This is a genomic window from Gulosibacter sediminis, from assembly GCF_014904065.1.
GTDB classification, from domain to species: domain Bacteria; phylum Actinomycetota; class Actinomycetes; order Actinomycetales; family Microbacteriaceae; genus Gulosibacter; species Gulosibacter sediminis.
Window position 1 is genome coordinate 137,521 of record NZ_JACXJG010000005.1, and the last position, 14,886, is coordinate 152,406.

The following is a 14,886-nucleotide window of genomic DNA, read 5'->3' on the forward strand; positions in this document are numbered from 1 at the left end:
CAAAGCTCATCACGGTGCAGCTCAAGGGCAAGCTCTCGGGTGTCACCGTTTCGGGGACCACCGGGGGAGCCACGGTCTCCGGTTCGACCCGCGACGACGTGGTTGAGGCGCTCATCGGACTCGGCACGCCACAGAAACAGGCGCAGGAGGCCGTCGAGCGTGCGAGCGAGGGCGCCGCCGGGGTCGACGTGCCCATGCTGCTTCGCGCCGCGCTACGAGAGCTCGGCGGTGCGCGATGACCCAGAGCCCGCTCGACGCGCAACGGAACGACGGCGAACTCGAGTTTGAGTCGACGCTGCGTCCGCGGCTGCTCGATGAATTCATCGGCCAGGAGAAGGTGCGCGAGCAGCTGCACCTGCTGCTGCGGGCCGCGGAGCTGCAGCACCGCACGCCAGATCACATCCTGCTTGCGGGTCCGCCCGGACTCGGCAAGACGACCCTCGCGATGATCGTGGGCCAAGAGACAGGGCAGGCGCTGCGACTCACCTCGGGGCCCGCGCTGCAGAACGCGGGCGACCTCGCGGCCGTGCTCTCGAGCATGGTGCCGGGCGAGGTGCTGTTCATCGACGAGATTCACCGCATGGCCCGCACGGCCGAAGAAATGCTCTACCTCGCGATGGAGGACTTCCGCATCGACATCATGGTCGGCAAGGGTGCGGGAGCGCAGTCGGTGCCGCTTGAGCTTGCGCCGTTTACCGTCGTCGGCGCCACCACCCGCTCGGGCCTGCTGCCCGCGCCGCTGCGCGATCGCTTCGGCTTCACGGCGCACCTCGAGTTCTACGCCGACAACGAGCTCGAGCGCGTGCTGACCCGCACGGCGCGCCTGCTCGACCTGGATGCTCGGCCCGGGGCCCTCGACGTGCTCGCGTCGCGCTCGCGGGGCACGCCCCGCATCGCGAACCGGCTGCTGCGTCGCGTGCGCGACTACGCGCTCGTCCACGACCGCCCGATCGACGACGTCGCCGTGGGCGAGGCGCTCGCCCTCTACGACGTCGACGGCCTCGGCCTCGATCGGCTCGACCGCGCGGTGCTCGACACGCTCATCCGCCGCTTCGAGGGCGGCCCCGTCGGCGTGCGCACGCTCGCCGTCACGGTGGGCGAGGAGGCCGACACCGTCGANGCCGTCGTCGAGCCGTTCCTCGTGCGCACCGGGCTGATTGCGCGCACCCAGCGCGGCCGTATCGCAACACCTGCCGCCTACGAGCACCTTGGCGTACGGCCAGGTGCCCTATAATCGTCACGTTTATCGAGCTTTCAGCTCGCTGCGCGATCCCTCACCCCACACGAACACTTCTGGAGTCACTTTATGGATCTCATGCTCGTCCTTCCCCTGCTGCTGCTCGTCGTCATGATGGTCTTCATGTGGCGGAGCAACAAGAAGCGGCAGGCGCAGCAGCAGGAGATGCGTCAGCAGCTCGTGCCCGGCACCGAGGTCATGACCCAGGCCGGCATCTACGGCACCATTGTCGACATGGACGAAGCGAACAACGTCGTCACCATCGAGAGCGGCCCGGGCACCCAGCTGCGCGTGCACTCGGCGACCATCGTCAACGTCGTGACGCCGACCGTGCCCGACGACGCCTCGTCGCTCACCGGTGAGGAGTCGGCCGACGACTTCAGCGAGCAGCTGGACGCAGAGACTGTCTCGCCCACCGACGCCGACACCTCGCTCGAGGCCGACTCGCGCTACGACGTCGACCCGGAGTCGACCGACGACGACGCTGCCGACGACGGCCGTTCGAAGCTCTAACCACGAAATTCAGCGCCGCGTCCGCGGCGTGAAAGGCACGATTCTTGGCAACCTCGAAACGATCCTCGCAGGCGGTGCGGGGAGCCAAATCCACCCTGCTCTGGTTCGGCATCATTCTCATCGTGCTCGGCGGCCTGAACTGGGCCTCTGTCGCGTTCCAGAATGGACAGTGGACCCCGAAGCTCGCCCTCGACCTTGAAGGTGGCACCCAGGTGGTGCTCGCGGCGCAGCTCCAGGAGGGTGCCGCCGCGCCCTCGGGCGACCAGATGGCGCAGGCAGCGTCGATCATCCGACAGCGCGTGGATGCCTCGGGCATCTCCGAGGCCGAGGTGACGACCCAGGGCGGCACGAATATCGTCGTGTCGGTTCCCGGCGAGCTCGATGCCGAGACCCAGAATCGCATCGAGTCGAGTGCCAAGCTCGAATTCCGCCCCGTGCTGTACACGGATTCGGCCTCGAACGTGCAGGTCGTCAAGCCCGAAGACTTCGGCATGGAGAGCTTCAACGCGACCCCGACCATCGAGCCGACCGATGGCTCCGATGTCGCCCAGCTGACCGACCAGCTCTTCGCCGACTTCCTCGCGTTCGACTGCGCCGACGTCATGAACGACCCCGAGGTCGCCGACCNCGAAGAGCCGATGATCGCCTGCGACGAGAGCGGCACCGAGAAATTCGTGCTTGGCCCCGTCGAGATCTCGGGCGAGCACATCAGCGACGCCACCTCGAGCATGGTGACGAACCAGCAGGGCGTCGCGACCGGCCAGTGGGGCGTCAACCTGCAGTTCGACGCCACCGGTACCGCCGAGTTCCGTGCGGTGACCGAGCGCCTCGTCGCGATTGGCGCGACGCCAGACCCGACCACGGGCATGGCCGACACCACCCGCTCGCGCTTCGCCGTGACCCTCGACGGCAACGTCATCGTCGCCCCGACCGCCAACGAGATCATCACCGACGGTAAGGCGCAGATCACCGGCAACTTCACCGAGCAGTCGGCGAAGGACCTCGCCGACCAGCTGAAGTTCGGCGCGCTGCCGTTCAGCTTCCAGACGCAGTCGACGCAGACCATCTCGGCGACCCTCGGCACCTGGCAGCTGCAGGCCGGCCTCATCGCGGGCGCGATCGGCCTGTTGCTCGTGCTGCTGTACTCGCTGCTGCAGTACCGCCTGCTCGGCCTCGTGACGATGGCGTCGCTCGTGTCGCTCGCGGTCGTGGCGTACCTCGTCGTCACGCTGCTGTCGAACCAGGAGGGCTACCGCCTGTCGCTCGCCGGCGTCGCGGGCCTCATCATCGCGATCGGCATTACCGCCGACTCGTTCATCGTCTACTTCGAGCGCATCAAGGATGAACTGCGCGAGGGCCGCTCGCTGCCCTCGGCGGTCGAGCGCGGCTGGTCGCGCGCGATCCGCACGATCCTCGCCTCGGATGCGGTGAACCTGCTCGTCGCGATCGTGCTGTTCTTCGTCGCGGTCGGCAACGTGCGCGGCTTCGCGATCACGCTCGGCATCACCACGCTCATCGACCTCTTCGTCGTGACGTTGTTCACGCATCCGCTCATGCGCCTGCTCGCGACCACGAAGTTCTTCGGCGGCGGGCACCCGGCCTCGGGTCTCGACCCGCGCGCCCTGGGTGCCGTCTACCGCGGCCGCGGCGAGTTCCGCCGTTCGAGCCAGGTGAAGAAGACGAAGGTTCAGGCTTCCGCCAAGGAAGCCGAGCGCCGCCAGTCACTGGCGGAACGCAAGGCCGCAGAGGCCGCCGCGAAGGGGGAGAAGTAATGAAGCGCTTCACGCAGTGGGGTAACGACCTCTACACCGGCGAGACCTCGATTGGCTTTGTCCGCCGCCGCAACACCTGGTTCATCATCGGGATCGTGCTGATCTGCCTTTCGGTGGCATCGCCGTTCCTGCGGGGTGGCTTCAACTTCGGCATCGAGTTCACCGGCGGTTCGGAGTTCCAGGTGAGCGCGCCGACGAGCCAGGACCAGACGCTCGCGACCGACGACGTCGCCGCATACAGCGAAACGCCCGCGCGCGTGCAGCAGCTCGGCGACGGCTCGATTCGCGTACAGACCGACACCCTGACGCAGGAGCAGAACAACGCGCTCCGCGCCGACCTCGCGGAGTCGTATGGCACGACGGTCGAGAACGTCGCGGTGTCGACGATTGGCCCGTCGTGGGGCGCCGACATCACGCGTCAAATGGTCATCGGCATCATCGTGTTCCTCCTGCTGGCTGCGGCGCTCATGTCGTTCTACTTCCGCACCTGGAAGATGGCCGTGGCCGCGATCCTCGCGCTGTTCCACGACCTCATCGTGACGGCAGGTGTGTACGCGCTCACGGGCGTTGAGATCACGCCGGCGGCGGTCATCGGCTTCCTCACGATCCTCGGCTACTCGCTCTATGACACGGTCGTGGTGTTCGACAAGGTGCGCGAGAACACGGCGAACTACGGTCCGGGCAGCGCCCGCACCTTCGCCGAGTCGGTGAACCTCGCGATCAACCAGACCCTCGTGCGCTCGATCAACACCTCGGTCGTCGCGCTCCTGCCCGTCATGGCGATTCTCTTCATCGGTGCGTTTGTCATGGGCGCCGGTACGCTTCGCGACATTTCGCTCGCGCTGTTCATCGGCATCCTCGTCGGCGCGCTCTCGACGATCTTCCTGGCGGGCCCGCTTTACTCGGCCCTGCGTGCGCGTGAGCCCAAGATCCGCGAGACCGACGCCGAGATTCGCCGCCGACGCGACGCGGGCATCGAGCCCGACGCGGAGCCCGAGCATGAGGACGACGACGCCGACGGCGAACCGGCCCGCCCCGAGCGCGAGAACGACGGCGCTCAGGTATAAACTCGCACTTCTAGGTACCTCGCGGTGGCGGGGTGGTGAGGAAAGGCGGGCGGGATGAGCGAAGCGAGTTCGCTGTCGATGCGTCGGCTCGTGCCGCGGATCTTTACGAAGTCGGCGTCAGCGCCCGCGATTGAGCGGCTCGTGCGCGTCCTGCGGGGCCACGACTCGCGAGCCGATATCGGCCTCGTGCAACGTGCCTATGAGGTCGCCGTTCGCTTTCACGAGGGGCAGTTCCGCCGCAGCGGCGAGCCCTACATCACCCACCCCATCGCCGTCGCCGAGATCCTCGCGGGGCTCGGCATCGGCCCCGTCACGATCGCCGCTGCCCTCCTCCACGACACGGTGGAGGACACCGACTACTCGCTCGATCAGCTCCGCGAGGAGTTCGGTGACGAGATCGCGATGCTCGTCGACGGCGTCACGAAGCTCGACAAAGTCACCTATGGCGACGCTGCGCAGGCGGAGACGGTCCGCAAGATGATCGTCGCGATGTCGAAAGACATTCGCGTGCTCGTCATCAAGCTCGCCGACCGGCTCCACAATGCCCGCACGTGGGGCTTCATGCCTCCCGAGAAGGCACAGAAGAAGGCCACCGAGACCCTCGAGATCTACGCGCCCCTCGCCCATCGCATGGGTATTCAGGCGATGAAGAACGAGCTCGAGGAACTCTCGTTCGCGGTGCTGCACCCCAAGATCTACTCCGAGATCGAACACCTCGTGAAGGATCGCCAGCCGCAACGACAGCGCTACCTCGACCGAGTGATGAAAGAGGTCCGCGGCGACTTGCGCGATATGCGGGTACGTGGCCAGGTGAACGGGCGCCCGAAGGAGCTCTACTCGATTTACCAGAAGATGGTGGTGCGCGGCCGCGACTTTGACGAGATCTATGACCTCGTGGCGATCCGCATCATCGTCGACACGGTGCGCGACTGCTACGCCGTGCTCGGCGCGATCCACGCCCGCTGGACCCCGATGCCTGGCCGGTTTAAGGACTACATCGCGACGCCCAAGTTCAACCTCTACCAGTCGCTCCACACGATCGTGATCGGGCCCGACGGCAAGGCCGTCGAGATCCAGATTCGCACCCACGAGATGCACCAGCGCGCCGAATTCGGTGTTGCCGCTCACTGGCTCTACAAGCAGAACATGCAGAACGGCCAGTCGGCGCGAGGCTCGGGTGTGACGAGCGAGATGGCCTGGCTCGAGCGCATCAACGATTGGCAGCAAGAGACGAGCGACTCCGACGAGTTCCTCGACTCACTCCGCTTCGAGATCGGGGCGAAGGAGGTCTACGTATTCACGCCGCAGGGCAAGGTCATCGGCCTGCCGCAGTCGGCGACGCCGGTCGACTTCGCATACGCGATTCACACCGATGTCGGGCACCGCACGATGGGCGCGAAAGTTAATGGCCGACTCGTGCCGCTCGAGACGAAGCTGCAGAACGGCGACACTGTCGAAATCTTCACTTCGAAGAACCCGGATGCGGGGCCCAAGCAGGACTGGCTTGGGTTCGTCGCGTCGCCGCGGGCCCGCAATAAGATTCGCCAGTGGTTCTCGAAGGAGCGCCGTGACGAGGCGATCGAGCTCGGCAAGGAGCAGGTCGCCAAGGAGATGCGCAAGGTCAACATGCCGATGACCCGCGACATCGTGCAGGAGGCCTTCGAGACCGTCGCCTCGACCCTGCGGTACGTTGACGTCTCGGGGCTCTACGCCGCCGTCGGCGAGGGCCACGTGTCGGCAAAGTCGGTCATCGAGAAGATCCAGAACGAACTCAGCGCCGATCAGGAAGTCGACGAAGAGCTCGGCGACCGCCACATCACGGGCAGCCCGATCAGCCAGCCGGCCGTGAGCGACTCCGGAGTGCTCGTGCGGGGCTCACCCGACATCCTCGTCAAGGTCGCGAAGTGTTGCACGCCAGTGCCGGGGGACGAGATTGTCGGCTTCATCACGCGCGGCCAGGGCGTGTCGGTGCACCGCACCGACTGCCGCAACGTCACCTCGCTCGAGCTGCAGCCCGAACGCATGATCGACGTCGAGTGGGCGGCGAGCTCGAAGGCCGTGTTCCTCGTGAACATCCAAGTCGAGGCGCTCGACCGGGGCGGCCTGCTCAGCGACATCAGCCGCGTGCTCTCGGAGCACCACGTGAACATCCTTTCGGCGACGGTGCACACGTCACGCGACCGGCTGGCGATCTCGAAGTTCTCGTTCCAGATGGGTGACACGACGCATCTCGACCGACTGCTCGGGGCCGTGCGCCACATCGACGGCATCTACGACGTCTATCGCGTGCACAACGGGTAGCCCGGCGATCAGCTCGAGCGCGGCGGCGAACTCGCCGGCCTCGAGGGCGTCGAGGATCGTGCGCGCCGGGCTGGTGATCGTCAGCCCTGCGAGGCGGCGCACCTCGCGCGGCGCGTAGGTGCCGTAGCGGGGCGCGACACCGGGCAGGTCGAGGGTCGCGCGCCAACTGCGCCGCGTGATTTCGACCACGCCCGGCGCCGAACCGCCGAGATAGACCCAGCGTGCGGCGGCGCCACTCACGACGCGGCCCTCGAGACGTACCGACCAGAGACTGCGGGCGCGGTCGCGCAGCGTCGGCGGCTCGTCGAGCGGCAGATAGAACTCGAAGCCCGGGATGCCGTGGCGCGAGATTTCGCCCGCGCGCCACATGTGCTGCAGCTCGGTCGGGGTGAACTCGTCGAGTTCGGCGGGGGAGATGGTTTCCATGCCGGCATCCTGCCGGAAAACGATGGTGCCGGGCTGCGTTGTCCACAGCCCGGCACGGTCGAGTTGAGCGAGGAGCTTAGCCCTCGATGGCGCGCAGCCACGCCTGGCGGGCGGCGAGCGCCTCCTCTGCATCCTTGAGGCGCTTCGGGTTGCCCGACTCCTTCGCGGCGGCCACGTCGGCCTCGAGCTTCGCGATCGCGTCGTGGAGCTGCGAGGTCATGCCCGACTGGCGTGCCTGCTTCTCGGGGTTCGAGTTCGCCCAGTGGTCGTCGTCGAGCTTGCGCACGTGCGCCTCGATGCGGCGCAACTGCTCCTCGACGTCGCGGAAGCGGTCGCGCGGCACGCGGCCAACCGCATCCCAGCGGTCCTGCACGTGGTTGAGGCGCTCGCGCGCCTGACGGCGGTCGGTGATGTCGAGAATCGGCTTCGCGTCGTCGAGGATCGCGAGCTTGAGCGTCAGGTTCTCCTGGTACTCGGCGTCGTCCTGCGCATCCACCTCGGCCTTCGCCTGGTAGAGCACGTCGCCGGCGGCCTTGAACTTCGCCCAGAGCGCGTCGTCGTGCTTGCGGCCGGCCCGGCCGACGGTCTTCCACTCGTCGAGCAGTCGGCGGTACTCCTGCACGCCGTCGGCACCCTTCGGCGCGAGCGCCTCGGCGCGCGCGATGATGTCCTGCTTCGCGTCGCGCGCGGCGCGGTGCTCACTGTCGAGGTGGGCGAAGAACTTGCGACGCTCGGTGTCGAGGGTCGTGCGTGCCACGCGGAAGCGCTTCCAGAGGGCGTTCGCGTCGGCCTTCGGCAGGCGCGGGCCGGTCTTCTGGTGGTCTTGCCACTTCGCGAACAATTCCTCGACCTTCGCCGAGGTCTGCTTCCACTGAATCGAGCTCGGGTCTTGCGCGGCGAGCGTCTCGGCCTCGACGACGATCGACTCGCGGTAGGTCATCGCCTCGCTCACTGCTTCGCGGTGCTCTTCCTGCTGCTTCTCGCCGAGCTCGGCAACCTCGCCGCCGAGGGCGTCAAGGCGGGTGCGCAGGGCGGCGAAGTCGCCGACGGCGCTCGCGCCGTCGAGCTGGCCGCGCAGTGCCTTCACCGAGCGGGCGATGTCATTCGGGTTGGCGCCGGCCTTCGAGCGCTGCTCGAGCAGCGACACCTGTGCGGCGAGGTCGTCGAACTTGCGCACGAAGTAGTCGAGTGCTTCTTGCGGGGTGCCGTCGGGGTACTGACCCACCTGGCGTTCCTGTCCGTCCTCGGTTACGAAAACCGTCCCGTCGGCTTCTACTCGGCCAAATGGGTGCTCGGGCAGTCCAGTCATGTTGGGGAATTCCTTGATCGTCATCGATGGAATGGAGACTCAACAGAGTCTTGGCGGTACGGCAATGCTATTGCATGGCGGTGGGCGGGCCTGACCCCGCGTTGTTGGCTATTCGACGGTGATGTCGGTGATGACGGCGGGCGCGACGGGCGTGCCGTCCGTGGTCGGGCCGCTCGAGGGGTCAACACCCTCGTCGACGATCTGCGCCTGCAGCTCGTCGAGGCCGCTCGTGACCTGGCCGATCACCGAGTAGCCGGGGGCGGGCAGCTCGGTGTCTTCGTAGACGATGAAGAACTGCGAGCCCATTGAGTCCTCGGCCTGGCCGCGGGCCATCGCGATGGTGCCGGCGGGGTAGACGCCGTCCTCGGGGATGTTCTCGAGCGGACCGAACTGGTAGCCGGGGCCGCCGGTGCCGTCGCCGCTCGGGTCGCCGCACTGGAGCACGTAGAGGCCCTCGGTGGTGAGGCGGTGGCAGGAGGTCTCGTCGTAGAAGTCCTTCTGCGCGAGGTCGATGAGGTTCGCGGTCGCCTGCGGCGCGTTGACGCCGTCGAGGGTGATGCCGAGCTCGAAGGCGCCGTCGTTGAAGTCGATCGTGCCGGTCCACTCGCGGTCCTCGGCGATCGACGCGTCGGGCACCGCCGCATCCGGCGCCGCGGTCTCGACCGGCGCGGTCGTCTCAGCGGCCGGCGAGGCGGCGAATCCGCCGGTGGTGGTGAACGCAACCTGCCCACCGACGGCGACGAGGGCGGCGACGACCAGGGCGATGATGCCCTTGCGGTTGTCGGTGCGGCGACGGTCAGTCTGCACGTCATGCACGACAATTCGTGCCTCGTGCTCGCGCTGACGGCGCCGCAATTCCTTCGCGTTCTCTGCCACGGTTCTCCTTCGGCTGGGCATTCGACCCATGCAGCTTACTAACATTAGTGACGATGACTGGTCAGGTGACGCTTGGAAGCGACGGTGTCGCGCCGCTTGCTGCGCGCATGCGGCCGCGGGATCTCGATGAGGTAGTGGGGCAAGAGCACCTGCTGCGGCCGGGGTCGCCGCTGCGGCGGCTCGCGAGCGCCGAGGTGGCGGACAACGCTGGCACCTCGGTGATTCTTTGGGGACCGCCCGGCACCGGCAAGACGACGATCGCGCAGGCGCTGGCCAACAGCGGCGGGCGGCGGTTCGTGCAGCTCTCCGCGATCTCGGCGGGGGTGAAGGACGTTCGGGCCGTCATGGACGAGGCCCTGCGTCAGCGCGACTTCTACGACGAAGGCACTGTGCTCTTCCTCGATGAGATCCACCGCTTTACTAAGGCACAGCAGGATGCGCTGCTGCCAGGGGTCGAGCAGGGCTGGGTCACGCTCGTGGCCGCGACGACCGAAAACCCGTCGTTCTCGGTGATCTCGCCGCTGCTCTCCCGCTCGCTGCTGCTCACGCTGCGCTCGCTCGACGATGCCGATCTGGCCGGGCTGCTTGATCGCGCCGTGAGCGACAAGCGCGGCCTCGACGGCGCCGTCGGCCTCGATGAGGATGCTCGCGCCGCGATCGTGCGCATGGCGAGCGGGGATGCGCGCCGCGCGCTGACCACGCTGGAAGCCGCGGCCGCCGGCGCGCAGGCCGCCGAGCATCCGACCATCACCGCCGAAGACGTCGAGAGCGCGAGCGACCAGGCACTGCTGCGCTACGACCGGCAGGGCGACGAACACTACGACGTCATCTCGGCGTTCATCAAGTCGATTCGGGGCTCTGACCCGGATGCGGCGCTGCACTACCTCGCGCGCATGATCGTCGCGGGGGAGGACCCCCGCTTTATCGCGCGGCGCCTCATGATCTCGGCCTCGGAGGACATCGGCATGGCCGACCCGCAGGCCATGGTGATCGCGGAGTCGGTGGCGAGCACCGTCGCGCTCATCGGTATGCCAGAGGGGCAGATTCCGCTCGCGAACGCGACCGTCTATCTCGCGACCGCGCCGAAGTCGAACGCCTCGTACACCGGCATCGGCGCCGCGATCGCCGACGTGAAGGCAGGCAACGCGGGGCGCGTGCCGATGCACCTGCGCGATGCCCACTACCCGGGCGCGAAGCGGCTCGGCCACGGTAAGGGCTACGCGTATCCGCACGATGACCCAATCGGCGTCGTCGAACAGCAATACCTGCCCGACACGCTGCGGGATCGCGTCTACTATTCACCGACCGAGCACGGCTGGGAGCGGGAAATCACGCAGCGGCTCGACAAACTGCGCCGCATCACCCGCGGGGACGCGGGCTAAGCGCGTGCCGTGGTAAGCTAATTCGGTTCATTTGACGCCTCGTCCACAGGGAGAGGCGGAGAGCACTATTTGTCTGCACGCTCACGCGTGTCATGCGAACATCAGAAAGGAAGACTTCGTGTCGAAGAAGTCGCGTACCCGTTCGAAGGTGCGTCTGTCGCGCGCCCTCGGCGTTGCACTTACCCCCAAGGCCGCCCGTCTCATGGAGAAGCGTCCCTACGCTCCCGGTGAGCACGGCCGCACCCGCCGCAAGACCGACAGTGACTACGCTGTCCGCCTGCGCGAGAAGCAGCGTCTGCGCGCCCAGTATGGCCTGCGCGAGAAGCAGCTTCAGATCGTCTTCTCGGAGGCTCGCCGCAGCGCCGGCCTGACCGGTGAGAACCTCGTCGAGCTGCTCGAGCAGCGCCTCGACGCCCTCGTCGTGCGTGCCGGCTTCGCCCGCACCACCGCGCAGGCGCGTCAGCTCGTCGTGCACCGCCACATCCTCGTCGACGGCAAGATCGTCGACCGCCCCTCGTTCCGCGTGCAGCCGGGCCAGACCATCGGCGTCAAGTCGCGCTCGGAAGACCTCGAGATCTTCCAGGTTGCCGCTGCCGGTGGCCACGCCGAGGTGCTCCCGGTCGTGCCGGGTTACCTCGAGGTGCAGCTCGACAAGCTCCAGGCGAAGCTCGTGCGTCGCCCGAAGCGCGAAGAGGTGCCCATCACCTGTGAGGTCCAGCTCGTCGTTGAGTACTACTCGGGCCGCTAAGCGTCCCGAGCGGTCCTCGACCGCCCGCTAGCATAGAGAGCGGATCGCCCACCGGCGATCCGCTCTCGTCATTTCAGGTTCAGGAGAATTTCGCTATGTCAGGTGGTGACATCGCCGGGCTGATCGCTGCGGGCGCGTTCCTGCTACTCGTCGTGCTGCTTGCGGTGCCGATCATCAAGCTCGGTCGAGTGCTCGACGAAGTTCGCCGCGGTGTCGGCGACTCGGTCGACAGCATCACGCCGACGCTGGTTGAGACGCAAGAGACCATGCGTGAGACGAACCGCCAGCTCGCGAAGGTCGACGCGATCACCGAACAGGTGCACGAGACCACCAGTAATGTGAACTCGCTTGTCGCGCTTACCGCCGCCACGGTCGGTGGCCCGCTCATCAAGCTGGCGGGCTTCTCCGCCGCCGCGGCGGCCGGGTTCCGCGCGTTGAAGCCGCAGCGCGGCTCGCGCAAGAAGTAGTCACTTTCCTCCGTCGTCCCTTCAAGGAGCTCATCGCACTATGCGTAACGTCGTTCGTTCCGTCGCTCTCGTCGTCGGAGGCGTCGCCGCTGGCTTCGCCCTTGCCCACTTCATGAACTCGACGCCCCGAGGCCGCGCCGCGTTCGCCGCGGTGAACGAGTTCACCGCCGACTTCACCGAGGCGGTCAAGCAGGGTTACGAGGCCCGCACCGAAGCCATCTACGCCGCCATCGAAGCTAACGAAAAGTAAGAGTCCCGCACAGCCATGCTCACCGCCGAAATCAAGCGCCGCTTCCTCTCCTACTTTGAGGAGCGCGGCCACACCGTCGTCCCCTCCGCCTCGCTCGTCAGCGACGACCCCACGGTCATGTTCACGATCGCCGGCATGGTGCCGTTCATTCCATACATGACCGGCATGGTGCCAGCGCCGTACCCGCGTGCGACGAGCGTGCAGAAGTGCATCCGCACGAACGACATCGAGGAAGTCGGCAAGACGCCGCGCCACGGCACTTTCTTCCAGATGGGTGGCAACTTCTCGTTCGGCGACTACTTCAAGCGCGAGGCGATCGAGTTCGCCTACACGCTCCTCACCAAGCCCCAGTCCGAGGGCGGCTTTGGTTTCAACCACGAAGACCTCTGGGTCACCGTGTACAAGGGCGATGACGAGGCGTACGACGCCTGGCTCGAGCTTTCCGAGATCCCGGCCGACCGCATCCAGCGCCTCGGCGAGGACACGAACTACTGGTCTGCTGGTAAGCCCGGCGGCCCCGCCGGTCCCGACTCGGAGATCTTCTTCGACCGCGGCCCCGCCTACGGCGTCGACGGCGGACCCGCGACCGATGACGACCGCTACGTCGAGATCTGGAACCTCGTGTTCATGCAGTACGAGCGAGGCGCCGACAACGGTGACGGCACGTTCGAGCTGCGCGGCGAGCTGCCGCAGCGCAACATTGACACCGGCATCGGCATCGAGCGCATCGCGTTCCTGCTGCAGGGCGTCGACAACATGTACGAGACCGACCAGGTGCGCCCCGTGCTCGACCGCGCGAGCGAGATGGCCGGCCGAAGCTACGGCGCGAACCACGAGGACGACGTGCGCCTGCGCGTCGTCGCCGACCACGTGCGCTCGTCGCTCATGCTCATCAGCGACGGCGTCCAGCCGAGCAACGAGGGCCGCGGGTACATCCTGCGCCGCCTGCTGCGCCGCGTCGTGCGCAACATGCGCCTCCTTGGCGTTGAGACGGCGACCTTCCCCGAGCTGTTCCCGGTGTCGATGCAAGCCATGCGCGACGCCTACCCCGAGGTCGAGGCCGATTTCGACCGCATCAGCCGCATCGCCTATGGCGAAGAGGTCACGTTCCTGCGCACCCTCGCGCAGGGCAACACGATCTTCGACGAGGCCGTGGCCAAGGCGAGCCAGGCGGGTTCGTCGGTGCTCGACGGAGAAACCGCGTTCAAGCTGCACGACACCTTCGGATTCCCCATCGATCTCACGCTCGAGATGGCCGAGGAGTCGGGCCTGCGCGTGAACCGCGACAAGTTCGACGAGCTGATGCGCGCGCAGGTCGAGCGCGCGAAGGCGGATGCTCGTGCGCGCCGTTCGGCGCTTGCTGACCTCAGCGTCTACAGCGACTTCCGCGCGCTCGGCGAGACCGCGTTTGTTGGCTACGACCAGCTCGAGACCGAGTCCGAGGTGCTCGGCATTATCGTCGACGGCGTGAGCGTCCAGGAGGCCGCGGCCGGCCAGACGGCCGAGCTCATCCTCGGAGAAACGACGCTCTACGCCGAGGCCGGTGGCCAGGACGCCGACCAAGGCTGGCTGCGCTCGCCCTCGGGCGGGTTCACTTCGCGCGTGCTCGACGTGCAGAAGCCCGTGCCGGGCCTCATCGCGCACACCGTTGAGGTGACGCAGGGCACGATCGGGGTCGGCGAGCGCGTCGAGTCCGTCGTCGACGCGGTCTACCGCCGCCAGGCCTCCGAGGCCCACACCGCGACCCACCTCATCCACGCCGCCCTGCGCGACACACTCGGCGGGGATGCGCACCAGACCGGTTCATATAACAAAGCCGGCTACATGCGCCTCGACTTCTCGTGGAACGACGCGCTCTCGATCGAGACGCGTAGCGAGATCGAGGAGATCGCAAACGGCGCCGTGCGCCGCGACTACGAGGTCATCACCCGCGAGATGGCGCTCGACGAGGCGAAGGAGCTCGGCGCCCGCGCCCTCTTCGGCGAGAAGTATGGCGACCGGGTGCGCATGGTCGAGATCGGCGGCGCGTGGTCGCGCGAGCTCTGCGGTGGCACCCACGTCGACACGTCGGCGCAGGTTGGCATCGTCAACCTCATCGGTGAGTCAAGCGTGGGCGCGACGAACCGCCGCGTCGAGGCGCTCGTTGGCCGCAACGCCTTTGCCGAGTTCGCGACCGAGCGCGCGCTCGTCCGCGAACTTTCGAGCGGCCTGCGCGTGCCGCGGGAGCAGGTGACTACCCGCGTCAACGACCTGCTCGCCGACCTTAAGCAGGCGCAGAAACGCATTGCCGAGCTCGAGACGCAGCAGCTGCGCGCGCGCATCCCCGAACTCCTCGCAGGCGGTACCCGAGTGGGCAATGTGACGTTCATCGGCGCGTGGATCGGCGCTGTGGGCAGCGCCGACGACGTGCGCACCCTCGCGCTTGAACTGCGCGAGCGCGCCGGCAGCGAAGCTGTCGTCGTGGCGCTCGTCGGTCAAGCTGGCGAGAAGCCTTCGGTCGTCGTCGCCACGAACCAAGCCGCGCGCGACGCCGGCGCG

The 14,886-nt window shown here is 67.3% G+C and carries 12 protein-coding genes and 1 pseudogene (1 of these 13 only partly in view); 11 read left to right on the forward strand and 2 right to left on the reverse strand.

Annotation, left to right across the window (positions count from 1 at the left end):
* The 6 genes and pseudogenes from ruvA to ID132_RS02585 form a co-directional block, all read left to right on the forward strand.
* Positions 1 to 239 (forward strand): annotated as a pseudogene (gene ruvA, locus ID132_RS14595) (Holliday junction branch migration protein RuvA) (it extends 368 nt beyond the left edge of the window).
* On the forward strand, positions 236 to 1,234 hold the full coding sequence (gene ruvB, locus ID132_RS02565) for a Holliday junction branch migration DNA helicase RuvB (protein WP_193127785.1): 999 nt from the start codon (positions 236 to 238) through the stop codon (positions 1,232 to 1,234). Before ruvA ends, ruvB begins: the two are co-directional and overlap by 4 nt.
* Positions 1,235 to 1,315: 81 nt before the next feature.
* Complete coding sequence (gene yajC / locus ID132_RS02570; protein ID WP_164509674.1) at positions 1,316 to 1,750, forward strand: preprotein translocase subunit YajC; 435 nt, start codon at positions 1,316 to 1,318, stop codon at positions 1,748 to 1,750.
* A gap of 74 nt (positions 1,751 to 1,824) precedes the next feature.
* Positions 1,825 to 3,522 carry a protein translocase subunit SecD gene (secD, locus tag ID132_RS02575; RefSeq protein WP_193127844.1) on the forward strand — a complete coding sequence of 566 codons (1,698 nt, stop codon included), beginning with the start codon at positions 1,825 to 1,827 and terminating at the stop codon, positions 3,520 to 3,522.
* Complete coding sequence (secF, locus tag ID132_RS02580) at positions 3,522 to 4,589, forward strand: protein translocase subunit SecF (RefSeq protein ID WP_193127786.1); 1,068 nt, start codon at positions 3,522 to 3,524, stop codon at positions 4,587 to 4,589. Before secD ends, secF begins: the two co-directional genes overlap by 1 nt.
* Positions 4,590 to 4,643: 54 nt before the next feature.
* Positions 4,644 to 6,890, forward strand: coding sequence for a RelA/SpoT family protein (locus ID132_RS02585; RefSeq protein ID WP_125105831.1), 2,247 nt, complete (start codon positions 4,644 to 4,646; stop codon positions 6,888 to 6,890).
* A 502-nt stretch (positions 6,891 to 7,392) separates the two neighbouring features.
* Here ID132_RS02585 and ID132_RS02590 read toward each other — a convergent pair.
* Positions 7,393 to 8,649: a DUF349 domain-containing protein gene (locus ID132_RS02590; protein ID WP_235988239.1), complete on the reverse strand. Its 1,257-nt coding sequence runs from the start codon at positions 8,647 to 8,649 to the stop codon at positions 7,393 to 7,395.
* A gap of 84 nt (positions 8,650 to 8,733) precedes the next feature.
* Positions 8,734 to 9,501, reverse strand: a complete 768-nt coding sequence (locus ID132_RS02595) for a peptidylprolyl isomerase (protein WP_241209066.1) — start codon at positions 9,499 to 9,501, stop codon at positions 8,734 to 8,736.
* Positions 9,502 to 9,554: 53 nt separating this feature from the next.
* Here ID132_RS02595 and ID132_RS02600 point away from each other — a divergent pair, with 53 nt between their 5' ends.
* The 5 genes from ID132_RS02600 to alaS form a co-directional block, all read left to right on the forward strand.
* Entirely contained in the window at positions 9,555 to 10,883 is a 1,329-nt protein-coding gene (locus ID132_RS02600; RefSeq protein ID WP_125105832.1) for a replication-associated recombination protein A, read from the forward strand.
* Positions 10,884 to 11,001: 118 nt separating this feature from the next.
* Positions 11,002 to 11,631: a 30S ribosomal protein S4 gene (rpsD, locus tag ID132_RS02605; protein WP_193127787.1), complete on the forward strand. Its 630-nt coding sequence runs from the start codon at positions 11,002 to 11,004 to the stop codon at positions 11,629 to 11,631.
* 95 nt (positions 11,632 to 11,726) lie between these two features.
* The gene (locus ID132_RS02610) at positions 11,727 to 12,098 is read left to right on the forward strand and encodes a DUF948 domain-containing protein (protein ID WP_193127788.1); all 372 of its coding nucleotides are present in this window, start codon (positions 11,727 to 11,729) and stop codon (positions 12,096 to 12,098) included.
* A 40-nt stretch (positions 12,099 to 12,138) separates the two neighbouring features.
* A complete protein-coding gene (locus ID132_RS02615; RefSeq protein WP_193127789.1) occupies positions 12,139 to 12,348 on the forward strand; it encodes a Na+ dependent nucleoside transporter N-terminal domain-containing protein in 210 nt (69 codons plus the stop codon).
* Positions 12,349 to 12,363: 15 nt separating this feature from the next.
* On the forward strand, positions 12,364 to 14,886 hold a 2,523-nt coding region (alaS, locus tag ID132_RS02620), incomplete at its 3' end, for an alanine--tRNA ligase (RefSeq protein ID WP_235988240.1).